This window comes from Polaromonas sp. SP1, from assembly GCF_003711205.1.
Classification (GTDB): domain Bacteria; phylum Pseudomonadota; class Gammaproteobacteria; order Burkholderiales; family Burkholderiaceae_C; genus Polaromonas.
Genome location: NZ_CP031013.1, coordinates 1,609,449 through 1,630,252 on the forward strand (window position 1 = coordinate 1,609,449; position 20,804 = coordinate 1,630,252).

At 56.9% G+C, this 20,804-nt stretch carries 22 protein-coding genes; 16 read left to right on the forward strand and 6 right to left on the reverse strand.

Annotation, left to right across the window (positions count from 1 at the left end):
• Nucleotides 1–26 precede the first annotated feature (26 nt).
• The 11 genes from DT070_RS07685 (at nt 27) to DT070_RS07740 (ending at nt 12,085) form a co-directional block, all read left to right on the forward strand.
• Complete coding sequence (locus tag DT070_RS07685) at nt 27–1,133, forward strand: DegT/DnrJ/EryC1/StrS aminotransferase family protein (protein WP_122954856.1); 1,107 nt, start codon at nt 27–29, stop codon at nt 1,131–1,133.
• Nucleotides 1,133–1,708, forward strand: coding sequence for an acyltransferase (locus tag DT070_RS07690; protein ID WP_122954857.1), 576 nt, complete (start codon nt 1,133–1,135; stop codon nt 1,706–1,708). Before DT070_RS07685 ends, DT070_RS07690 begins: the two co-directional genes overlap by 1 nt.
• 4 nt (nt 1,709–1,712) lie before the next feature.
• Nucleotides 1,713–3,224 carry a lipopolysaccharide biosynthesis protein gene (locus tag DT070_RS07695; RefSeq protein ID WP_122954858.1) on the forward strand — a complete coding sequence of 504 codons (1,512 nt, stop codon included), beginning with the start codon at nt 1,713–1,715 and terminating at the stop codon, nt 3,222–3,224.
• A gap of 14 nt (nt 3,225–3,238) precedes the next feature.
• Nucleotides 3,239–4,036, forward strand: coding sequence for a bifunctional 2-polyprenyl-6-hydroxyphenol methylase/3-demethylubiquinol 3-O-methyltransferase UbiG (locus tag DT070_RS07700; RefSeq protein ID WP_164483730.1), 798 nt, complete (start codon nt 3,239–3,241; stop codon nt 4,034–4,036).
• A 43-nt stretch (nt 4,037–4,079) separates the two neighbouring features.
• Nucleotides 4,080–5,009 carry a glycosyltransferase gene (locus tag DT070_RS07705; protein ID WP_122954860.1) on the forward strand — a complete coding sequence of 310 codons (930 nt, stop codon included), beginning with the start codon at nt 4,080–4,082 and terminating at the stop codon, nt 5,007–5,009.
• A 107-nt stretch (nt 5,010–5,116) separates the two neighbouring features.
• Nucleotides 5,117–6,019, forward strand: coding sequence for a glycosyltransferase family 2 protein (locus DT070_RS07710; RefSeq protein ID WP_122954861.1), 903 nt, complete (start codon nt 5,117–5,119; stop codon nt 6,017–6,019).
• 141 nt (nt 6,020–6,160) lie between these two features.
• Complete coding sequence (locus tag DT070_RS07715; protein WP_164483731.1) at nt 6,161–7,063, forward strand: class I SAM-dependent methyltransferase; 903 nt, start codon at nt 6,161–6,163, stop codon at nt 7,061–7,063.
• A 157-nt stretch (nt 7,064–7,220) separates the two neighbouring features.
• Nucleotides 7,221–8,243: a glycosyltransferase family 2 protein gene (locus DT070_RS07720; protein WP_122954863.1), complete on the forward strand. Its 1,023-nt coding sequence runs from the start codon at nt 7,221–7,223 to the stop codon at nt 8,241–8,243.
• Nucleotides 8,240–9,430, forward strand: coding sequence for a glycosyltransferase (locus DT070_RS07725; protein ID WP_122954864.1), 1,191 nt, complete (start codon nt 8,240–8,242; stop codon nt 9,428–9,430). The genes DT070_RS07720 and DT070_RS07725 overlap by 4 nt, the downstream gene beginning before the upstream one ends.
• Nucleotides 9,431–9,590: 160 nt before the next feature.
• On the forward strand, nt 9,591–10,595 hold the full coding sequence (gene galE, locus DT070_RS07735) for a UDP-glucose 4-epimerase GalE (RefSeq protein WP_122954866.1): 1,005 nt from the start codon (nt 9,591–9,593) through the stop codon (nt 10,593–10,595).
• A 2-nt stretch (nt 10,596–10,597) separates the two neighbouring features.
• A complete protein-coding gene (locus tag DT070_RS07740; RefSeq protein WP_122954867.1) occupies nt 10,598–12,085 on the forward strand; it encodes a Wzy polymerase domain-containing protein in 1,488 nt (495 codons plus the stop codon).
• Nucleotides 12,086–12,091: 6 nt separating this feature from the next.
• Here the strand turns inward: DT070_RS07740 and moaC are convergent, their stop codons facing one another.
• Nucleotides 12,092–12,577, reverse strand: coding sequence for a cyclic pyranopterin monophosphate synthase MoaC (gene moaC / locus DT070_RS07745; RefSeq protein WP_122954869.1), 486 nt, complete (start codon nt 12,575–12,577; stop codon nt 12,092–12,094).
• Nucleotides 12,578–12,618: 41 nt separating this feature from the next.
• Between moaC and tfpZ the strand changes: the two genes are divergently transcribed.
• Together tfpZ and DT070_RS07755 are read left to right on the forward strand one after the other, a co-directional pair.
• On the forward strand, nt 12,619–13,389 hold the full coding sequence (tfpZ, locus tag DT070_RS07750; protein WP_122954870.1) for a TfpX/TfpZ family type IV pilin accessory protein: 771 nt from the start codon (nt 12,619–12,621) through the stop codon (nt 13,387–13,389).
• A gap of 28 nt (nt 13,390–13,417) precedes the next feature.
• Nucleotides 13,418–15,007, forward strand: a complete 1,590-nt coding sequence (locus tag DT070_RS07755; RefSeq protein ID WP_122954871.1) for a M48 family metalloprotease — start codon at nt 13,418–13,420, stop codon at nt 15,005–15,007.
• On the opposite strand, the gene DT070_RS07760 is transcribed toward DT070_RS07755, so the two are convergent.
• The 3 genes from DT070_RS07760 to DT070_RS07770 all read right to left on the reverse strand — a co-directional run bounded on the left by DT070_RS07760 (nt 14,963) and on the right by DT070_RS07770 (nt 16,688).
• Nucleotides 14,963–15,316, reverse strand: a complete 354-nt coding sequence (locus DT070_RS07760) for a phage holin family protein (RefSeq protein WP_122954872.1) — start codon at nt 15,314–15,316, stop codon at nt 14,963–14,965. The two genes, DT070_RS07755 and DT070_RS07760, sit on opposite strands and share 45 nt — an antisense overlap.
• A 110-nt stretch (nt 15,317–15,426) precedes the next feature.
• A complete protein-coding gene (locus tag DT070_RS07765; RefSeq protein ID WP_122954873.1) occupies nt 15,427–15,876 on the reverse strand; it encodes a hypothetical protein in 450 nt (149 codons plus the stop codon).
• A gap of 83 nt (nt 15,877–15,959) precedes the next feature.
• Nucleotides 15,960–16,688: a TerC family protein gene (locus DT070_RS07770; protein ID WP_122954874.1), complete on the reverse strand. Its 729-nt coding sequence runs from the start codon at nt 16,686–16,688 to the stop codon at nt 15,960–15,962.
• A gap of 567 nt (nt 16,689–17,255) precedes the next feature.
• Between DT070_RS07770 and DT070_RS07775 the strand changes: the two genes are divergently transcribed.
• Together DT070_RS07775 and DT070_RS07780 are read left to right on the forward strand one after the other, a co-directional pair.
• A complete protein-coding gene (locus tag DT070_RS07775) occupies nt 17,256–17,693 on the forward strand; it encodes a DUF3717 domain-containing protein (RefSeq protein WP_122954875.1) in 438 nt (145 codons plus the stop codon).
• Between the two features lie 97 nt (nt 17,694–17,790).
• Nucleotides 17,791–18,111 (forward strand): putative signal transducing protein, encoded by a 321-nt coding sequence (locus DT070_RS07780; RefSeq protein WP_122954876.1) that lies wholly within the window; start codon nt 17,791–17,793, stop codon nt 18,109–18,111.
• Here DT070_RS07780 and purB read toward each other — a convergent pair.
• Complete coding sequence (gene purB, locus DT070_RS07785) at nt 18,108–19,499, reverse strand: adenylosuccinate lyase (RefSeq protein ID WP_122954878.1); 1,392 nt, start codon at nt 19,497–19,499, stop codon at nt 18,108–18,110. The genes DT070_RS07780 and purB overlap by 4 nt on opposite strands.
• A gap of 175 nt (nt 19,500–19,674) precedes the next feature.
• On the opposite strand from purB, the gene DT070_RS07790 reads away from it, so the two are divergent.
• Nucleotides 19,675–20,292, forward strand: coding sequence for a glutathione S-transferase N-terminal domain-containing protein (locus DT070_RS07790; RefSeq protein WP_122954879.1), 618 nt, complete (start codon nt 19,675–19,677; stop codon nt 20,290–20,292).
• 52 nt (nt 20,293–20,344) lie between these two features.
• Here DT070_RS07790 and DT070_RS07795 read toward each other — a convergent pair whose 3' ends face one another.
• Entirely contained in the window at nt 20,345–20,797 is a 453-nt protein-coding gene (locus tag DT070_RS07795) for a nuclear transport factor 2 family protein (protein WP_122954880.1), read from the reverse strand.
• Between the last annotated feature and the right edge of the window lie 7 nt (nt 20,798–20,804).

Here is a 20,804-nt window from a genome sequence, read left to right on the forward strand (position 1 = left end):
CTGCTATCAAACTAGTACTGTCTGCTATGGAAAAACCACTCTACGTTACCCAACCCCACCTGCCTCCGCTGGAGGAATTCATCCCCTATTTGCAAGAAATCTGGGACAAGAAGATACTGACCAACGCAGGCCCATTTCACCGTCAGCTGGAAGAAGCCCTGTGCGAATACTTGGGTGTTAAGCATCTGGCGCTATTTACAAATGGCACTATTGCGTTGGTGACTGCGTTACAAGCCCTGCGCATTGCCGGTGAAGTAATTACTACGCCATACTCATTTGTTGCCACCGCGCATTCGCTGCTGTGGAACGGCGTCAAACCCGTGTTTGTGGACATTGACCCGCGCACTTTGAATTTGGACCCTGAGCGAATAGAGGCGGCAATTACTCCACAGACGACGGCAATTATGCCGGTGCATGTGTATGGCCATTCATGCGACGTAGAGGCGATAGAGAAAATCGCCGATAGATATAACCTCAAGGTAATCTACGATGCCGCTCATGCTTTTGGCGTGCAGGATGCGGGCGGCAGCGTTCTTCGGCACGGCGACTTGTCTGTGCTCAGTTTTCATGCAACCAAAGTGTTTAATACCTTCGAGGGCGGAGCTATTGTTTGTCCCGACGCCAAGACCAAGCAGCGCATTGATCATTTGAAAAACTTTGGTTTTGTGGACGAGGTGACTGTCGTTGCTCCAGGAATCAACGGAAAGATGAGCGAAGTTAACGCGGCTTTTGGGTTGCTGCAACTTCGGCATCTCGAGCAGGCTTTGATTCGTCGTCGGGAGATCGACGCTGTTTACCGCCACCAATTTTCCGGCCTTAAGGGCATTCAATGTGTCAACCACGCGACAGAGAGAGTGAGCAACTATGCCTACTTTCCGGTTCTTGTTCAGGAAGACTACCCATTAAGTCGAGATGCGCTGTATCAGAGGCTTAGAGATCATGGCATCTATGCACGTCGCTATTTCTATCCGTTGATTTCGGACTTTCCAATGTATCGGGGGATGCCGTCAGCACAGCAGGGCAATTTGCCCGTGGCGGCAGATATCGCGGCCAAGGTGCTGTGCTTGCCGATCTATCCGGCTCTTCGGTCGGATGAGCAGCAACGTGTGGTGAATATTCTTAGGAGCGTCTGATGGCTATGCTGAGCCGTGGCGCAGTTGAACTTATGGGTTTTGCGTCCGTCGGGAAGGATATCCAGATTTCGGATCGCGCGTCTTTTTATGGAGTGGCTCGAATTGTCTTGGGTGACAACGTTCGCATTGACGATTTCTGTGTCTTGGCTGCGGGAGTTGGAGGTATCGAACTCGGCAGGCATGTTCACATCGCGGTAGGTTCAACCCTGATCGGTGCTGGGAAGATAACGCTTTCCGATTTCAGTGGGCTTTCCTCGCGCGTTTCCATTTACTCTAGTAGTGATGACTACTCCGGCGCTACGATGACCAACCCCACTGTACCCAATGAATACACCGGAGTGACGCATGCCGATGTATTTTTGAGTAAACACGTTATTGTGGGTAGTGGCTGTGTCATTCTGCCGGGCGTTACGTTGGAGAGTGGTGTAGCGGTGGGGGCGCTCAGCCTTGTTTCCAAGAACTGCAAGGCATTCGGAATCTACGCTGGCAACCCTGCACGACGCATCAGCGAACGTCGGCGAGATCTGCTGGAGCTGGAGTTGCGGTTCATGGCTAGCAAGGCGAAGCAAACTTAGCCAGATGTCCCTCAAGCGAAATATTTTTGCCAGCTACGCCAGCCAGCTTTATGTGACGCTGATTGGCATTGCCATGCTGCCCTTTTACGTGAAGTACATGGGTGTCGAGGTCTATGGCTTGGTTGGATTCTTTGCGATGGTGCAAGGATGGTTTTTGTTGCTGGATATGGGTTTGACGCCCACCATGGCTAGGGAGGCCGCTCGATTTCGAGGAGGGGTTGGCGAGGCTGTGAATCTGCGCCGGCTATTGCGTTCGCTGGAGGGTGTTTTTCTTTGTATAGCTTTGCTTGGAGCCGCGTGCCTGATTGTTGGTGCAGAGCTCATTGCCGGGCGGTGGCTCAAGGCCGAATACCTTCCAAGAGACGAAGTAGCCAACGCAGTCAAACTTATGGCGCTGATCATGGCGCTGCGGTGGTTTGGTGAGCTTTATAGAGGCGTGATTACCGGATTTGAGCGCCTGGCTTGGCTCGGCAGCTTCAACGCAGCCATGACCACGGCCCGGTTTGTCGGGGTGATACCTTTCTTCATTTTTGTAGGTAGTAGCGCCCTTGAGTTCTTTTTCTTCCAGTTGTGTGTGGCCGCAGTGGAGTTGCTGGCGTTGACACGCAAGGCATATGCTTTGTTACCGGCGGTGCCCCCCGCTGCTGTACGGTGGAGCTGGAGACCGTTACGGAGCATCATGAGTTTTTCGCTAACAATGGCAATTGCCAGCGTAGTATGGATATCCGCCTCGCAAACCGATAAGCTGTTACTGTCGGGGCTGCTTTCATTGGTCGACTACGGTTGGTTTAGCCTGACGGCTCTGGCGGCAAGCGGAGTGCTCTTGTTGACAGGCCCAATCGCGACTGCACTTTTGCCGCGATTAACGGCCTTGAATGCGCAAGGTGATGGGCCGGCATTACTGTCGATGTACCGGAGGGCGACGCAGTGGATCGGGCTTTTGGCGTGGCCTGTATGCGGGGTTCTTGCTTTTCAGGCAGAGCGCGTCCTGTGGGTCTGGACAGGCGATGTCAATCTCGCAGCTCAAGCGGCGACGACAATGTGTTTGTACACCATCGGTAATGGGGCCATGGCCCTCAGCGCCTTGCCGTACTACCTGCAATTTGCCAAAGGAGAGTTGCGTCTTCATTTGTTAGGTACCGGTCTCTTCGTGCTCATGCTTCTGCCGTGCTTAATATGGACCACTAACGAATATGGAGCAGTGGGCGCTGGATGGACGTGGTTGAGTGTCAACCTGATTTATTTTGTTTTGTGGATTCCGGTGGTGCATGCCCGGTACGCACCAGGCTTGCATCTCCGTTGGCTATTTCACGATGTAGTGCCCATCGCCATGCTAGCGCTCACAACGGCGCTGGCAAGTCGATGGCTACCATGGCCAGAGCAGCGCTTCCTGGTGGGAGTGCAGCTTCTGATGATTCTTTTGGGAGGGGGGGTGATCGGTGCGATGGGATCCTCTTGGTGTCGCTCCAAACTGGCTCACTACCGAGTTAAGGCATTGCTGGAGTGGCAACGTTGATGCATAAGATGGGCATGAGGCTTCTTCTCGCATTCGATGGACTTCGATGGGCGGGTTCGCGCATGTTGGCGCGTATCCCGTATGGCGCCAACTTTCGCTGTAGCATCTGCGAAAGACGGGTGCGGCGCTTCCTCCCATATCGCAATGGGCTGGCCGATGTGCCGCCCCTCATCCGCGAACTGGCTGTAGTGGGGAGTGATGTGGAAAATTTTGCATGTCCCGCATGCGGTTGCCATGATCGCGAACGCCATTTGTTGATGTACCTTGAAGCGTCCGGTCTTCTGTCGCAGATGCGGCAAAAGAAAATTCTCCACTTTGCACCTGAATTTCATTTACAGAAATTCATTCGTGCCGCCGAGCCGCTTGAATACATTCAGGGAGATCTATACCCGACTCAGCCGGAAATTCAGCAGATTGATTTACAAGCGGTGCACTATCCAGAAAATCACTTCGACTTCGTACTGGCTAACCATGTTCTGGAGCATGTGCAAGACGATAGACGGGCGCTAGCAGAAATTCACCGCATATTACGCCCGAATGGGCATGCGATTTTGCAGACACCATACTCCAGCGTTCTTGCGCAGACCTTCGAAGATCCTGGCATCCAAACCAGTCAAGCTTGCCTGCATGCCTATGGACAGGAAGATCATCGCCGCCTCTATGGAAAAGATATTTTCCAACGGTTTGAAGCTTGTGGTCTTCGTTCGCTTAAGAAGGTGCATTCTCAACTTCTCTCCGAAGTGGACGACGTTCGATCTGGCGTGAATCCAGTCGAGCCCTTCTTTGTCTTTCAGAAGACGTCAGACGCATGAACCTCAATGTGAATCTAAAAGACCGCAATTAAATGCCAACAATATGCGAGATTCTTCAGTAGGCACTGCTTCGATAGACCATCTGCGAGATGGCGAATTGCCGCTCCTGAGTGTCCTTTGTCTCACATACAACCATGGGAGATACATTTCAAAAGCATTGGATTCATTTCTGATGCAGGAGACCAGCTTTCCAATTGAAATTGTTATAGGCGAAGATTGCAGCATTGACAATACGCTGGCGGTGATTGAGGACTACCAGAGTAAATTTCCAGCAATTGTCAGATTGATTACCTCCCCGACTAATGTGGGCGTAACGGAGAACTTCCGACGCACATTAAGTGCTTGCAGAGGCCGCTATGTTGCTCTCTGCGAGGGTGACGATTATTGGGAAGATAAGACGAAGCTTCAAACTCAAGTGGAATTTCTTGAGGGAAACTCAAAATATGTCATCACGTACCATGATGCGTATCGACTGGATGGGTTAGTTGCATCAATGGATTTGCAGTTGCCGCAACAGTATCGATGCGACGCCACAGAATATGAACTAATAAATGCCAGGCCGCTATCTACCCTTACCGCTTGTTTTCGAAATGTGCTGGTAGAGATTCCCTCTGAATTCAACCATGCGCCGATGCTTGATCTTTGTTTATGGTCGCTGCTAGGCCAACATGGCGAAGGTAAATACCTGGGGCACATTAAGCCAGCGGTCTACCGGGCACACGAGGGGGGGGTTTTTTCGCATCAAAGTGAAAGCAACAAACTGCGGATGACCATGCGAACTTATTCTTGCCTCGCTCAATACTATGAAAATCGCGCCCAGAAAAAAATAAGCCAGAACTTCACATTGAAAATTGCGTCGGCCGCCGGTTCGCAGTTGACTGTATGGATGCGCCTAAGGCTTATAGGAATGCTGGTAGACGAAATATTAGGAAATCGACTTTATTTGATAAAGAAGCGACTGATTGGAAAGTAGTACTCGACACGTGCGCTCATGTTTACGGTTGTGCGTGCACCATAAAAACCAGAGCAGGAGTTTATTCCTCAAGGCTTTATCTACCATGTTCAAAATGAGATCCAAAAGTGCGTGAAATCGGAAATGAAAAGAAGGTTCTGGCGGTTGTGGTCACATACAACCCCGACGCTACCTTGATAGAAAATCTGCAAGCGCTTCGCGGGCAGGTCGATAGCATCATTGTTGTTGACAATTGTTCTGAGAATGTTTCCGACGTTGAGAAGGCGACATCGCAAGCGGGTGGCGTTTTGATAAAGAACGACTCGAATTTGGGAATCGCGTATGCCCTCAATCAAGGCGCGGCCATTGCTTTGGAAGAGGGGTTCTCCTGGTTGGCGACTTTTGATCAGGACAGTCAGGTTACGCCCGGCATGATCGATGGGTTACTGGCTATATATCAAACGCATCCGATGCAAAAAGAGGTTGGTGTTTTGGTTGCGTTTCATCGTGATCGAGCAACGGGCGGCAACTATGATGATCCGCGCGATGTGATGCCTGGCATGGACGATTGGGTGCTGTTGCGTACAGCCATTACATCGGGAAGTTTGATCTCCGCCGCGGTTCTTCGCGCTGTTGGATCATTCGACAATAGTCTGTTCATTGACTATGTGGACCACGACTTCTACATGCGCTGTCGTCAGCGGGGTTTCCTGATCGTCGGAGCGAAACGACAAATTCTTCTCCATTCCCTGGGTAGTACGACACAGCATCGCCTGTTCGGCATGCGAGTGATTTGTTCCAACCATTCGGCACTCAGACGGTACTACATCACCCGCAATCAACTTGAGGTTTATGTGCGGTACGCGAGGTTTGAGCCTTTATGGTGTGTCAGAGGTATGTGGCATTTGATAACGGCCAGTGCAGTGGTATTGATTCTTGAGCAAGATCGCCTCAATAAGCTTCGCGCGATGCTTAAAGGTGCGTGGCATTTCGGATTACGGCGGTTTGGGCGTTTGGGGGCTGCAGCATGAGGCAGAGGCGTGCCAGCGATGGGTATAACTCGATGATGGTGGATGCGCTTAGGGCTTGGCATCTTTCGATAACCGATCGTCTGACGCGCTCTTGATGTGGCATCCAGACAATGTATTCGTGGCATCAAGGAGAGGCCTGTGTTGATTAACGAGATTTACGAAAAGGTAAGAATGGATGGTGTGCGCGGTTTGCTCAATGCCGTATTCCATAGATTTTTCCCTCAGCGGCTTGCCTATTACCCGAACTGCAAGACGTCCCTCCAAGGCAGGTTTGGGTTAGAGATTGGAGGCCCAAGCCACATATTTGGTAGCCAAGGGCTTATTCCTGCATATACCATCGCGGCCTGCATTGATAACTGCACCTTCAGTCATCAGACGATATGGGAGGGCGAAATTTCCGAAGGAAATACTTTTCACTTCAATAAGAAGAAGAGTCCGGGAAAACAGTACATCGTTGAGGCGAGCAACCTTGAGCGAATTGAGTCAGCTCGCTATGACTTTGTAATTTCTTCGCATGTTCTTGAGCACGTGGCAAATCCTTTGCGAGCGTTGTCTGAGTGGGTTCGCATTCTCAAAGAAGACGGCACTTTTATCCTGGTTCTTCCGCATAAGGATGGTACTTTCGATCACCGCAGGCCGGTGACATCGCTTGAACACCTGATACAGGATTTTGAGCAGCAGACTGGGGAGGGAGATACCACGCACATGAAGGAGATCTTCGAACTTCATGATCTCTCTAGAGATCCCGATGCGGGTGACATGGATAGTTTTAAAAAGCGTTCCATCAAGAATATGGAAAACCGCTGCCTTCATCAACATGTTTTCGACACCGGACTGGCAATAGAGGTGGTCAATCACATGGGATTGCAAATACTTTCAGTAGAGCTTTTCAAGCCATTTCATATTGTTATAGTGGCTCAAAAGTTAAAGTCTGAAGTGCACGCAATGAATGATGAGTTTATTGGGAGGGGTACATTGCCACGCTGGACTAGCCCTTTTCCATCGGATCAGCCATCGCGGCACCAGATTCAAGCTACGGCATGACCCGCAACCAATTGCAGAGTGTCTTGGCGTGGCGCACTTCATTTCAGCCTTTGTGGTATGCCCAAGAAATGCAGAGCCTGCATAGCGGCAGGATGGTTGTGTTTGCTTTTGAGCGGAGCTTCGGCAATGGTTGCGCAATGCACAAAGGCGACTAACCATGACGGCGCGCGATCATGGGAAAGGCGCCAACACGGTAATCCTGGCCGCAGTCATCAACTGGAACGGCTGGCGGGATACCGTAGTCTGCCTGCAGAGCATGTTCGAGTTATGCGGCCCCCCTTTTCAATTGGTGGTGTGTGACAACGGGTCAAGCGACGATTCCTTCGAGTGTTTGTCCAGCTGGTTAACGGGTGAGGCCGGTGCCACACGCCAATCCGGTAATTTCGGCGCAAAGGTGCAGGCGATCCGTTTTGACGGTCCGTTTAGCGCAATGCTGAAGAGTATTTACCTGCTGCGATTGCCGAAGAACATGGGCTACGCGGGGGCGATCAATCGCTGTATCACCTGGGGCAGTGAAGTATTGGCGGCGCAAGATTTTTGGCTACTCAATAACGATGTCAAAGTTGATCCGCAAGCGCTTGCCCAGCTCGTTGCGGCTGCTCATTACGCGCCAGACATTGGCTTATGCGGTTCCGTGCTACTGGATTGGGATCATCCGGAATCGATACAAGCCGTTGGGGGTGTGTATCGTCGCAGTCTGGCGGTGGGATCTCACGTAAAAGCACTTCCGGTCGGTGCGGATCGACATCAGGATATATGCTTTGACGTGGACTACCCGGTCGGAGCTTCCTTGTTCGTGACGCGTAGTTACCTGGCGGTGGTTGGGCTGATGGATGATGCCTATTTCCTCTACTACGAAGAAATGGACTGGGCAGAGCGTGGGCGTGGCCATGGTTTCCGGCCGGCTGTAGCACTGAAGAGTCTGGTCCAGCACAAGGAAGGCGCCAGCACGGGTTCGCATGGGGGAGTGAGACGCAAGTCCATGCTGTCCGAGCGATACGGCGTGGTTAACAGGCTGCGCATCACCAGAAAATTCTGGCCCTCCTACATTCCGCTAGTATGGTTGAGTTTGTGGCTTGTAGTCTTGGACCGGGCGGTTCACGGCGAGTGGGCACGTGCTAAATTGGTACTCCAACTCATGTTTAGGCCGCAGCAGTGGCTTCGAGACAATAGCGCATGAAAAATCCGACACCTAAAACCCATCTGTCGCATGAGTGGCTCACCGAATGGGGTGGTTCGGAGGACGTGACCCGTCTTATGCTGGATTGCCTGCCTGGTTCAAGTCTGTCGGCGACCATCAACTTTCTTTCGGCCGAGAACCGCGCGCGTCTGAACGTGGCGGACATCCAGACCACTTTCCTGCAGCGGGCTCCTTTCATTGAAAAACGCTTCTGGAACTATCTTCCGCTGACGCCTCTGGCGGTCGAGTCGCTGGACCTGCGTGACGCCGATTTGGTTATTTCCAGCTCCCACGCCTTTGCCAAAGGGGTGCTAACGACGGCGCAGCAGCTCCATATCAGCTACGTGCACTCACCTATGCGCTATGCCTGGGACTTGCACCACCAGTATCTTGCCGACTACAAACTCGACCGGGGTCTCAAAGGCCTGCTGGCACGCTATATGTTTCACCGTTTGAGGCTGTGGGATCGGCAGACCGCCAACAATGTGGATCTCTTTCTTGCCAATTCGCGCCACGTCCAGCAACGTATTTGGCGCACTTACCGGCGTCCTTCCCGTGTGCTGTATCCACCGGTCAGAATTGACAGTTTTAAAGTTCAGGAAAAGAAGGACGACTTCTATGTCACCGTGTCTCGTCTTGTGTCGTACAAGCGGGTGGATTTGATCGTGGATGCCTTTGTGGCAATGCCGAGCAGGCACCTGGTGGTAATTGGGGATGGTCCTGAGGCGTCGGCGCTCAAACAGCGTTGTCCTGCCAATGTCACGCTGCTGGGATGGCAGCCGGATGATGTAGTGGAGCAGTATCTAGGGTCGGCAAAGGCGTTTATTTTTGCGGCGCATGAAGACTTTGGCATTTCACCGGTTGAGGCCCAAGCCTGCGGGACACCCGTCATTGCGTATGGGGTGGGCGGAGCGGCCGAGACGGTTTGCGACGTGCGTCAATCCGCAGCGCCGACGGGTCTGCTCTTTCATGAGCAGACAGCCACCGCATTGGTCGATGCTGTGGAGGATTTCGAACGCGTGTCGGGCCGGATCAGTGTGCAAGTTTGTCGTGCGTGGGCTGAGAAATTCAGTGAAAACGCTTTCAGGCAAAGCTTCACGGCTGTCGTCAATGAGGCGTGGGACTGCTGGAAGACGGACCCGGAAAGCGTAGAACCTAAAATTCTGGGGCCGATTTCATGTTCGTAGTGAGTCATAAGAAAACCGGCCTTATTGGAGAGACGCTTGGCCTGCGGAATCCAGGAATAACAGACTTGGAAATCTTCGAATTTAAGTCCGCGAGCCACTTGGGTGAAGGTGATGTTGTGCGCGTTGAGGATCAAGACGATCGATATGGAGCGGGTGCGCAATGACTATTTTGGTGACGGGTGCCGCCGGCTACATCGGAAGCCATATGTTGGTGGCTTTACTCGAAAGGGGCCACCAAGTCATTGCGCTGGATAACCATGTCAACAGCCTCCCCGCGGTGTACGAACGGGTGGCACGAATCACCGAACGTACTTTCGAGCATTTTGAGGTTGACGTGCGTGACGCGCCGGCCCTCACCCGCTTGCTTGCCGCCCATCCAGTCGACGCATGTTTTCATTTTGCCGGCCTGAAGTCCGTCACGGAGTCAATGGTCGACCCCCTGCGTTACTTTGACTTCAATGTGAATGGGCTCATCAGTCTACTCGGGGCGTTGCGCCAAAACGGGACCCGGCGTTTCATTTTCAGTTCGTCGGCCACAGTCTACGCCGAACAATCCACCCAGCCACTGCATGAAATGTCCGTGCTGGGTCCCCAGACGGTTTATGGACTCACCAAACTGCAGGGTGAAAAGATTCTCGAGAGTCTTTCGCAAATCGGCGAGCTGGATGTCGCGGTGCTTCGCTACTTCAACCCCGTTGCAGCCCATCCTAGCGGCCTGCTCGGGGAACTGCCGCTGGGGCCGCCCAACAATTTGATGCCTTTCGTTACCCAGGTCGCGGCTGGTTTGCGCGAGCAATTGCAAATATTTGGCAACGACTATCCAACCCGCGACGGCACCTGCATCCGCGATTACATCCATGTCCAGGACTTGGTGGCCGGCCACCTTGCCGCGCTTGAGCGTCTGACACGTGCGGGTCGCAGTTTCACGGTCAATCTCGGCAACGGCCACGGAACGAGCGTGTGCGAGTTGGTAGAGAATTTCGAGCGGGTAAACCAGGTCAATGTGCCGCGCCGCTTCGCGGCTCGCCGCACCGGTGACATTGCGCAGTATTGGGCGGATCCGGCGCTCGCACACCAATTACTCGGTTGGCGGGCAAGCTGTGACCTTGATCAGATGTGCCGGGATGCCTGGAACTGGCAAAGCTCTCTGTCCGGCTTACGCTGAGGATGCTGCTTATTCCCGTCTTCCTGTTGATCGCATTACCCTGGCTCAACCCGTTTGCCTCGGGGCCAACGCCCGCGGCCCTGCCCTTGCTGTTTTCCTGGGCTTGCGCTGCCGCATTGCTAGGGATGTGGCGCCGCGGTGCCGTGCGCTGGATGTCCGCCGCTGCATGGGCATGGCTGGCGGCGGGGCTGCTCAGTAGTGCGATCGGCTTGTGCCAGTACTTCGGTGTGGCGGCGAATTTCTCGCCATGGATAAGCCAGACCGGAACGGGCGAAGCGTTTGCCAACTTGCGCCAGCGCAATCAGTTTGCGACGCTAACCAGCATTTCCTTGGTGGCCTTGCTTTATCTTGTGGCGACTGGCCGTTTTGCCTCGCGCCTGCGTTGGTTGATGTTTGCCTCCGCAGTTTTATTGGCAACAGGGAACGCCGCTTCCTCGTCGCGGACTGGACTATTGCAGCTCCTTTTGTTGTGCGCACTATTCGGGATTTGGGGCGGCTGGCGTCACACGACTGTTCGTCGCGTGCTCCTGACAACGATAGTTGGCTATGGATTGGCAATTCTGGTGTTGCCCTGGGTGGCCGGTTTTGATCTTCTTTCGCAAGGCATGGTGGCCCGCGTGCGTGACGGGGATCAGATTTGCAGCAGCCGCTTCACGCTTTGGTCCAATGTGCTGCACCTGATCGCCCAAAAGCCGTGGCTGGGTTGGGGCTGGGGCGAACTGGACTACGCACACTACATCACGCTTTATGACGGACCGCGCTTTTGCGACATTCTGGACAACGCGCACAACCTGCCGTTGCATTTAGCGGTGGAGTTGGGCATCCCGGCGGCGCTGGTAATCTGTGGCGCTTTTGCGTGGTGGGTATTGCGACAGCGGCCCTGGCGCGAAACCAAACCTGCGCGTCAACTGGCCTGGGGTGTGCTGGCGGTGGTTTTGTTGCACAGCCTGCTTGAGTATCCCTTGTGGTACGGGCCTTTTCAGATGGCAGTTGGCTTGTGCGTGGTGTTCCTATGGCGGGAAGCGGAGGAGTCGCCAGAATGTCAACCAAATAAGCCGTGGGCCCAAGTAATGCGCTCACTGATCGCTATTGTTTTAATAGCAAGTGTCGCTCATGTTGCTTGGGACTATCATCGCATCAGCCAAATCTATCTGGCGCCCGAGGCCCGTGATGAGGCCTACCGTAGCGACACATTGATCAAGATTCGCGACTCCCGGCCGTTTCGCAATCAGGTGCGTTTTGCCGAGTTGAGTCTCACCCCGCTGACTCGCAACAACGCGCAATGGACATTCGACACTGCGACGGCTTTACTGCGCTATTCGCCTGAGCCACGCGTCATTGAAAAGGTCATAGAAAGCGCAGTGCTATTGGGCCGCGACGATGAAGCGTTGGCGCACCTGGTGCGATACCGCGCGGCTTTTCCGGCAGACCATGCGCGCTGGGCTCAAGCAAATGTCCGGGTGCCCGGGCTCCTTCCGCGCATGAATTGAGGCAGTTCAGGAGTTGACGAAGCTTCCCGATTTGCCACCATGTTTCTCGAGTACGCGCACGTCGGTGATGGTCATGCCCCGGTCCACTGCTTTGCACATGTCGTAGATGGTCAGCAAGGCTACCTGTACCGCAGTGAGTGCTTCCATCTCCACACCGGTTGGGCCCACGGTTTCCACCGTGGCACGGCATGTGATGCTGGAGTCGTTTTCCTCGGGTGAGAAATCCACTGCGACCCGAGTCAGCGCGAGCGGGTGGCACAGGGGAATCAGGTCGCTGGTTTTCTTGGCTGCCATGATGCCGGCAATGCGTGCGATGCCCAGTACATCGCCCTTTTTGGCGCTACCCTCGAGAATGATGGACAGCGTCGCTGAATTCATTACGATACGGCCCTGCGCAATGGCGATGCGGTGTGTTGCCGTTTTGCCTGCCACATCGACCATGTGGGCCTGGCCCTGGCTATCGAAGTGCGTGAGTGCGGTGGGGGATGCCATGCTGTTACGAAACCTTTACAACGATCCGTCATCATAAGACCATGTTTGCAAATCGGAGCTTCTGGACGCGGCGTTTGCTGGCTGCCGGCATTCATCTGGGCCTGAGCGCTCTTGTTGCCGGCCTGGCCGCTGGGCTGGTTTTTGGCGTGTGGTACCCCTATCCTTATCGGGAAATTTCCGGCGGTCGGGAATTGTTCCTGATCGTGGTGACGGTCGATGTGATTCTGGGGCCTCTTTTGACATTGACGGTTTTCAACATCAAGAAACCGGTCAAGGAATTGCGCCGTGATCTTGCCGTGATTGCCGTGCTGCAGTTGGCTGCACTGGGTTACGGAATGTGGACCGTGGCAATAGCCAGGCCCGTGCATCTCGTCTTTGAAGTGGACAGGTTCAGGGTCGTTCATGCCATCGATGTGCCTCAGGAAGAACTGAAGCAGGCGCCTGCCGGACTTGATCGCTTGCCCCTTACCGGGCCGACGCTGCTTTCGATGCGTGAGTTCACAAACGAAAAAGAGAGCTTTGAAGCAACCATGGCGGCGATGCAGGGTGTCTCCCTCAGCGCACGGCCCGGGCTTTGGCAAGCCTATGAAAAGGGCAAGTCCAAAATTCTGAAAGCTGCGCGGCCATTGGAGCAATTGAAGAGCCGGTTTCCTGGGCGCGCGGCGGAAATTGACGCGGCGCTGAGGTCCGCCGGGCGGGGGGCCACTTCCGTGGGATACGTTCCCATGGTGGGCCGGCAAACATTCTGGACTGTCCTGCTGGACAACAATACCGCAGAGGTAATCGCTTTTGTACCCATCGATTCGTTCTAAGCGCAAGCCCACGGTGTTGGGTCGGAGCATGAGACGGCTTGCCGTGGGGTGTCTGGTGTTGACCGCCTCCGCCAATCTTTCCCTGGCCCAGGCGCCAGCCGGTGTTTCCGGTGGGACCACTGGCTCACTGCCGTCGCTGGGTGAGACTTCAGAGCTGTCCGCTCCCGCCGAGCGCCGCATAGGTGACCGAATTGCTGCCAGTATTTATCGGGACCCGGACTATATCGATGATCCGGTGCTTGGCGACTACGTTCAGGGTATCTGGCTGCCGCTGGTGGCCGCTGCTCGCGCACGCGGTGAACTGCATGCCGAGCTTGACGAACGGTTTGCCTGGCAGATCTCCCTGATCCGCGACCGGAGCATAAATGCCTTCGCTTTGCCCGGCGGTTATTTCGGTTTGCATCTCGGGCTGATTGCCGCGGTGAGCTCGGCGGATGAAATGGCGGCTGTGCTCGGCCACGAGCTTAGCCATGTCACACAGCGCCATATTTCACGCATGCTGACACAGCAGTCGCGTCAAACCCCCTGGATGATTGCCGCCATGGTTCTTGGCGCCCTTGCGGCGGGAAAAAGCGGGGACGTTGCCAGCGCCGCCATGGTGGGGGGGCAGGCTGTTGCTGCGCAGAACCAGCTTAACTTCTCCAGAGACATGGAGCGGGAGGCTGATCGCGTGGGTTTTGGCGTCATGACGGACGCTGGTTTTGAAAGTCGCGGCATGTCGGGGATGTTTGACAAGCTCCAGCAAGCCGCCCGGTTGAACGACAACGGCTCCTTCCCTTATCTGCGGTCTCATCCGCTGACGACAGAGCGGATTGCCGAGGCCCAGGCGCGCATGCAACTGGCATCGCTGGACGCTGCGAAACCGTCCCGGGAGAAAGACCTCGAGTCCGGGAAGGCCCGGCTGTTGCACGCCATGATGGCATCGCGCGCGCGCATTCTTGCCGCTCCGGGGGTTGATGCGCTGCGCTCCATGGTGGCAGAGGCCCAACGCCGGCCTGCTTCGCTGGCGCCGCTGCAGTCCCCTTCCACACCTGAGAATGTGCGCGATGCGGGGGCGCTGTACGGTGGCGCCTTCGCGGCCGCCCAATTGCGCGATTTTGCGACGGCGAAAAACCTGCTCGGCAGGCTCAAACCCCTTGTTGCGGCAGATGTTCCGCGGGCTGCCGAGGCGGTTGACCTGCTGGCCATTGAAATCGACCTGCTGGCCGGTGTGGTTCCTCCCACTGCGGCTGTGGCAGACATTGCCAGGGCCACATCGCGTGCGGAAGTATTGATGCAGGCGCAGGCCTTGATGGCGGCTGGCCGGGCCCCGGCCGTATCGGACAGGCTGCAAACCTGGGTGGCCGCCCACCCCAAGGATGCCATGGCCTGGCAGCTGCTTGCTTCAGCCTATGGCAGGCAAAACCAGAATGTTCGCGCTGTTCGCGCCGATGCCGAAAGCCGTGCGGCCCAACTGGACTATCCGGCGGCGCTGGACCGCTTCAAGGCGGCGCAGGGCTTGATGCGCAGCAACCCAGGTAGCGCGGATTACGTCGAGGGCTCGATCATCGACACACGAGCCCGCCAGATGGAATCACTTGTTAAGGAACAGGCGCTCCAGGACAAACTCGATCGCTAATTGCAGCACCGAGTAGATCAGCGAGCCGATCAGCGCAGCGCCAAACCCCGTCACGTTCAAGCCACTGACCAGGCTGGCCGCGGCCCAGAACATCAGGGCGTTGACCACGAACAGGAAGAGCCCCAGCGTCACCAGCGTCACCGGCAAGGTCAGCAACACCAGGATGGGGCGAACCACCATGTTCAGTGCGCCCAGCACGGCGGCGGCAATCAGCGCGCCGGTGAAGCTGGTCACCACCACGCCTGAATAAAGGTACGCCACCGCCAGCAATGCAGCCGCACTGAGAAGCCATTTGAGGATGATTTTCATGGCTAAAGAATACCACCGGGGCTGCAATTTCCATGGGCGGCAGCGGCCCAAATGAAACAGCCTCCTTGCGGAGGCTGCACTCAAGACGCGATAAAAGCGCGCCGTCTGGTTTAATCCGTCGCGACGAGAAGCCCGGCGCTGGCCAGGGCGGTGGCGTAGCCGAGAACGCCCTTGTTTTCCTGTGCCTGCGTGGCCGTGACGGGCTGCATGTCCTGGCCAAATTTTGGCCGGCGGGCGTCCAGCACCCGTGCGGCGCCGTACTGCTTGATCAGGCCTTCGGTCTGGGCGATCAGGGTGGTCTGTGCCAGTTGCGTCAGCACCGTATCACCTTCCCTGTTGATGAGCGGCATCAGTTGTGAAAACACCTTATCGGCCCATTTCCCGCGCCAGCTTTCCCGGGCACTGTGCGTCACCCATTTGCTGACGCGATGCGTCACGCGCGGTGCACAGCCCACCACGATCCAGCGGGTAGGGTTGCGCTCGCCGCCTGCGGGCAGCATGGGTTGCAGCATCTGCAGGGCATAGGCTGCATCGTCAACGTACACAATGATGTTTTCCATAAATTTCTCCTTGAGTTGTCGTCGTTTTAGAAGATTGCTGGTTGCAAAAAAGGAAGGGCCTGGGCCCTCCCGGGGTGCTCGGTTTAGTGGGTAACAAGGTCTGCGTTGTTATTGGCCCGGTTGCGCCTGGTGGCCCACCAGCCCGCGCCGAGCACGCCCGCCACAGAGACGGCGTAGGTGGCCCACTGGGCTGCAATGTGCAGGGTTTCGGCTGATGCCAGGGTGTTCGGGCCGCCGTAGATCGGGTCGAGGAGTCGCTCGCTCACGATCATCTTGGCGGCGGTAAAGGCCAGGACGGCGGCGCCCAGGTTGATGATGATGGGGAAGCGCTCGACCAGCTTGAGGACCATGGTGCTTCCGAACACCACGATGGGGATGCTCACCAGCAGGCCGATGACGACCAGGTCGAAGGAGCCGTGTGCGGCGCCGGCCACGCCCAGTACGTTGTCGACGCCCATCAGGGCGTCGGCGACAACGATGGTTTTCATCGCGCCCCAGAAGGTGCTGGCGACGGGTCCGTCGTGGTCCTTGTCGCCCTGGTCCGCCAGCAGTTTGTAGGCGATCCACAGCAGCCCCAGGCCGCCGACCAGCATCAGGCCTGGGATCTTGAGCAGCCAGACCACACCGACCGTCATGGCGGAGCGAACCACAATGGCGCCTATCGTGCCCCAGGCAATGGCTTTTTTCTGCAGATGGGGCGGCAAATTGCGCGCGGCCAGTGCAATCACGATGGCGTTGTCGCCGGCGAGCACCAGGTCAATGAGGATGATCGCCAACAGGGCGGACCACCACGGGGCTGTAAATAATTCCAAGTTCACACTCCAGTCAAGTTTCGACGTGGAAATCCGTACGTGCGGATTCCCGGCTTCGTGAAACCTGAGAGGTCTGTGAGTGGTTCGGTCGGAAAATTTACGCCGCGAACGCCTCGATCAAACCTGTTCAGGTTTCAATCGAAGGTCTGGCTCGACATGCAGTGTCGCTGCATGACCAACAAGCCGGAAGTATCAACTTCGGAATGACGACTTGTTGTTAGCGATTTTGCTGTTGTGTCTGTTTTAGTAAATTGCAGCAAAACGAGGGAGTTACTCCCCTTCGTCTGTATATTTGACATGAAAAACGGAATTTTTGCAAATCGGCGTAGCGCTTTTTTATAAGTGTTTGCCATTAACGGCGCTATCCACGGCGCTATTCACGGCGCACGGCCCTACACTGCGTTTCCGCTTGGTGAGGTGCTGTGGGGGCTGACGGCCAAAGCGCGTTAACCCTTTCCCAAACCCCCGAAATCCGCGCCCAGGGAGCATTTTTGCCGTCTGCCCGATAATGAACAGCCCGGCCCTGCAGCTTCGCGCCGCTGCCCCTCTCGGTAACTTATTTCCCCCATGCCCGGCATCCACATCACCGACATCGAAGCCGCCATCAATTACTGGCGCGAGAAAAAGCCCTCACCCGACGGCATTACGCTGGCGCCCGAGTTGCGCGCGCTGGCCGAGGTGTATGCCCTCATGATTTTTTACCATGAGGATGAGGCCGACGAAAAGTCCTTCCCGCCCAAGGCGCTGGCCGCCTGGCGTGCCTGGTACGACACCACGGCCGACACGCCCTGCATCGCCATCTGCTCGACCAGCCAGGGCGACGCCCTGTGCAAGGGCTGCGGCCGCAGTTTTGACGAAGTGCAGCACTGGCCCGAAATGAGCCCGGCGGCAAAACGCGCCACCTGGCGGCGCATCACGCAAGAAGCCACGGCCTGGCGTTTTGGCCGCTATGCCGACCGCGCGCTGGAAAACAGGAACCCGCCGGCGCCGGACGAGCCAAGCTGAATTTTTAAGCCTTTTTGGCCTCCAGCCCAATACCCGTATTGGGATGCAGCTATCAAATTAATAGCGAAAATCACGCCGCAACGGGCTACACTGGCGCATGATCAGGCTGACCCGCGCACCCAATATCGCCATCGCCGCACTGTGGGCCGACGCCCTGCAGCAAGCCGGGTTCGCTGCGAGCGTGCAGCGCTACTTTCTGGGCAGCGTGGCCGGAGAGCTCCCGCCCGACCAGTGCCAGCCCGAAGTCTGGCTCACCCACAACGAGGACGAGCCGCGTGCCCGCGAGCTGCTGCACAGCTTGCAGAACATGCCGCAGCGCCGCTGGCTCTGCGCCTGCGGTGAAGTGGTCGAGGGTGGATTCGAGCAGTGCTGGCAGTGCGGCGCTGCCATGCCGACAGCGTCTGGCGGAAGTGTTTAAACGCGTTTAGCCAATTCAGCCGCCATGCCCGTGTAGCTAGCCGGCGTCATTTTCAGCAGGCGTTCTTTCTCGGCTTCAGGAATCTCCAGCGAGCGGATCAGCGCGTGCAGGTCTTCGGCCTTCACGGTTTTGCCGCGCGTGACTTCCTTGAGTTTTTCGTATGCGCCCTGCACGCCGTAGCGGCGCATCACGGTTTGTATCGGCTCGGCCAGCACTTCCCACGACGAATCCAGGTCGCCTTGCAGCGCTTCACGGTTGAGTTCGAGCTTGTTCAGCCCCACGCCCATCGAGTTGTAAGCCAGCACGGCGTACCCCAGCGCCACGCCCATGTTGCGCAGCACGGTCGAGTCGGTCAGGTCGCGCTGCCAGCGGGAAATCGGCAGCTTTTCGCTCAGGTGGCGCAACAGCGCGTTGGCCAGGCCCAGGTTGCCTTCGGCGTTTTCAAAGTCGATCGGGTTGACCTTGTGCGGCATGGTGGACGAGCCGATCTCGCCTTCTTTCAGGCGCTGCTTGAAGTAGCCCACGCTGACGTAGCCCCAGATGTCGCGCGCCAGGTCGATCAGGATGGTGTTGGCGCGGGCGACCGCGTCAAACAGCTCGGCCATGTAGTCGTGCGGCTCGATCTGGATGCTGTAGGGCTGGAAGGTCAGGCCCAGGCCCAGCGGCTCGGGCGTTTCGATCACGTTGCGGCTGAAGGCCTCCCAGTCAAAGTCGGGCCAGGCCGAGAGGTGGGCGTTGAAGTTGCCCACGGCGCCGTTCATCTTGCCCATCAGCTTGACGGCGGCGATCTTCTCGCGCGCGGCCGCCAGGCGCACCACCACGTTGGCCAGCTCCTTGCCGACCGTGGTCGGGCTGGCCGTCTGGCCGTGCGTGCGGCTGAGCATCGGCTCGTCGGCATACACATGGGCCATTTCGCGCAGCTGGTTGATCACCTTGTCCAGTGCCGGCAGCACCACCAGGTCGCGGCCGCTTTTGAGTTGCAGTGCGTGGCTGGTGTTGTTGATGTCTTCGCTGGTGCAGGCAAAGTGCACGAACTCGCTGGCGGCCTTGAGCTCCGGCCGGGCTTCAAATTTGGACTTGATCCAGTACTCCACGGCTTTGACGTCGTGATTGGTGGTTTTTTCGATTTCCTTGATGGCCGCGGCATCGGTTTCAGAAAAATTCTTGACCAGGCCCAGCAGATACGTGCGCGCGCCCGGGCTCAGCGGCTTGAATTCCGCGAATTTGGCGTCGGACAGCGCGATAAACCAGGCCACCTCCACCTGCACCCTGCGGTGCATATAGCCCTGCTCGGACATCAGGGGGCGCAAATGGCTGAGTTTGGCGGCGTAGCGGCCGTCCAGCGGCGAGAGGGCGTTGATCGTGGAAAACGGGTTGGAAGAGCTCATCCTCCAATTGTAGGCCGGGCACTCCCCCTGGCCCCTTCCCGGCCTCCTCCAAACGCAGGGTGCCGCCCGGCGCCGGCCGCTGTATCGTTTTGAGACGCTTTCGGCCTGCGTCAGTCAGGGGGCCGGGCTTAATCGATAGAATGCACTTCCCCCGGACCACGATTGCCACCAAACCATGAAACTCATCGGATCCGCCACCAGCCCCTATGTGCGCAAAGTGCGCATCGTCATGGCCGAGAAAAAGCTCGATTTCCAGTTCATCCTGGAAGATGTCTGGGCGGCGAACACCACCATCACCGCGTCCAACCCGCTGGGCAAGGTGCCCTGCCTGGTCATGGAAGGCGGCGAAGCCGTGTTCGATTCCCGCGTGATCGTGGAATACCTGGACACCCTGTCGCCCGTCGGCAAGCTCATTCCCACGCAAGGCCGCGAGCGCGCCGAAGTCAAAACCTGGGAAGCCCTGGCCGACGGCCTGGTCGACGCCGCCATCCTGGCGCGCCTGGAAGCCACCTGGGGCGGCCGCAGCGCCAAGCAGCGCAGCGACGCCTGGATAGACCGCCAGATGGGCAAGATCGACGCCACCCTCAAGGCTATGAGCACCGGCCTGGGCGACAAGGCGTTTTGCAGCGGCATCCACTTCAGCCTCTCCGACATCGCCGTCGGCTGCGCGCTGGGCTACCTTGACTTGCGCTTCACCCAGATCAACTGGCGCGAGATGTACCCCAACCTCAACAAGCTGCAGGACAAGCTGATGCAGCGCGCCAGCTTTGCGGAAACGGTTCCGCCGGCTTGAATTCAGGTCGCCTGGGCCGCCGGCGAGCTGGCTCGGGCGCGCAAATAGCGGCTCACTGCTTCGCCCGTTTTTTCAACCACCGCATCAGCCCACCCACCCACGGCAGCTTTTCATACAGCTCCTCGGCCGCATCCCAGTAGTCGCGGTGGTAGTCGACCAGGCCGGCGGCGGTGAACTTCAGGTGGGAGCCGCCGCGCACGGTTTGCAGGGTGCCCTTGTCAAAGGTCTTGAAGCGGAACTCGAAGTTCCAGGTCAGGAAGCACTGGTCGCCGTCGACCAGGTTCCCCGTGACTACAAAGCGCGGTTGCTCCAGCGCGTCGTACATGTGGCTAAAGATGGCGCGCAATTCTTCAATGCCGCGCACTTCGTTGAACGGGTCCTTGAACCAGGCGTTCTGTGTGTAGAAGGCATCGAGCTGGGCCAGGCTTTGCGGGCTCAGCGTTTCGTAGAAGGCGGCGATGCGCGCTGCGGCTGCACGGGGGCTGGAAGGTTCGGGCTCGTTCATAAGGCCA

What these genes read in the sequence shown, in the direction of transcription:
- DT070_RS07685 (WP_122954856.1), top strand. Translation starts at nt 27, where the DNA reads ATGGAAAAACCACTCTACGTTACCCAACCCCACCTGCCTCCGCTGGAG.
- DT070_RS07690 (WP_122954857.1), top strand. Translation starts at nt 1,133, where the DNA reads ATGGCTATGCTGAGCCGTGGCGCAGTTGAACTTATGGGTTTTGCGTCC.
- DT070_RS07695 (WP_122954858.1), top strand. Translation starts at nt 1,713, where the DNA reads ATGTCCCTCAAGCGAAATATTTTTGCCAGCTACGCCAGCCAGCTTTAT.
- DT070_RS07700 (WP_164483730.1), top strand. Translation starts at nt 3,239, where the DNA reads ATGAGGCTTCTTCTCGCATTCGATGGACTTCGATGGGCGGGTTCGCGC.
- DT070_RS07705 (WP_122954860.1), top strand. Translation starts at nt 4,080, where the DNA reads ATGCGAGATTCTTCAGTAGGCACTGCTTCGATAGACCATCTGCGAGAT.
- DT070_RS07720 (WP_122954863.1), top strand. Translation starts at nt 7,221, where the DNA reads ATGACGGCGCGCGATCATGGGAAAGGCGCCAACACGGTAATCCTGGCC.
- DT070_RS07725 (WP_122954864.1), top strand. Translation starts at nt 8,240, where the DNA reads ATGAAAAATCCGACACCTAAAACCCATCTGTCGCATGAGTGGCTCACC.
- galE (WP_122954866.1), top strand. Translation starts at nt 9,591, where the DNA reads ATGACTATTTTGGTGACGGGTGCCGCCGGCTACATCGGAAGCCATATG.
- DT070_RS07740 (WP_122954867.1), top strand. Translation starts at nt 10,598, where the DNA reads ATGCTGCTTATTCCCGTCTTCCTGTTGATCGCATTACCCTGGCTCAAC.
- moaC (WP_122954869.1), bottom strand. Translation starts at nt 12,577, where the DNA reads ATGGCATCCCCCACCGCACTCACGCACTTCGATAGCCAGGGCCAGGCC.
- tfpZ (WP_122954870.1), top strand. Translation starts at nt 12,619, where the DNA reads ATGTTTGCAAATCGGAGCTTCTGGACGCGGCGTTTGCTGGCTGCCGGC.
- DT070_RS07755 (WP_122954871.1), top strand. Translation starts at nt 13,418, where the DNA reads ATGAGACGGCTTGCCGTGGGGTGTCTGGTGTTGACCGCCTCCGCCAAT.
- DT070_RS07760 (WP_122954872.1), bottom strand. Translation starts at nt 15,316, where the DNA reads ATGAAAATCATCCTCAAATGGCTTCTCAGTGCGGCTGCATTGCTGGCG.
- DT070_RS07765 (WP_122954873.1), bottom strand. Translation starts at nt 15,876, where the DNA reads ATGGAAAACATCATTGTGTACGTTGACGATGCAGCCTATGCCCTGCAG.
- DT070_RS07775 (WP_122954875.1), top strand. Translation starts at nt 17,256, where the DNA reads ATGCCCGGCATCCACATCACCGACATCGAAGCCGCCATCAATTACTGG.
- DT070_RS07780 (WP_122954876.1), top strand. Translation starts at nt 17,791, where the DNA reads ATGATCAGGCTGACCCGCGCACCCAATATCGCCATCGCCGCACTGTGG.
- purB (WP_122954878.1), bottom strand. Translation starts at nt 19,499, where the DNA reads ATGAGCTCTTCCAACCCGTTTTCCACGATCAACGCCCTCTCGCCGCTG.
- DT070_RS07790 (WP_122954879.1), top strand. Translation starts at nt 19,675, where the DNA reads ATGAAACTCATCGGATCCGCCACCAGCCCCTATGTGCGCAAAGTGCGC.
- DT070_RS07795 (WP_122954880.1), bottom strand. Translation starts at nt 20,797, where the DNA reads ATGAACGAGCCCGAACCTTCCAGCCCCCGTGCAGCCGCAGCGCGCATC.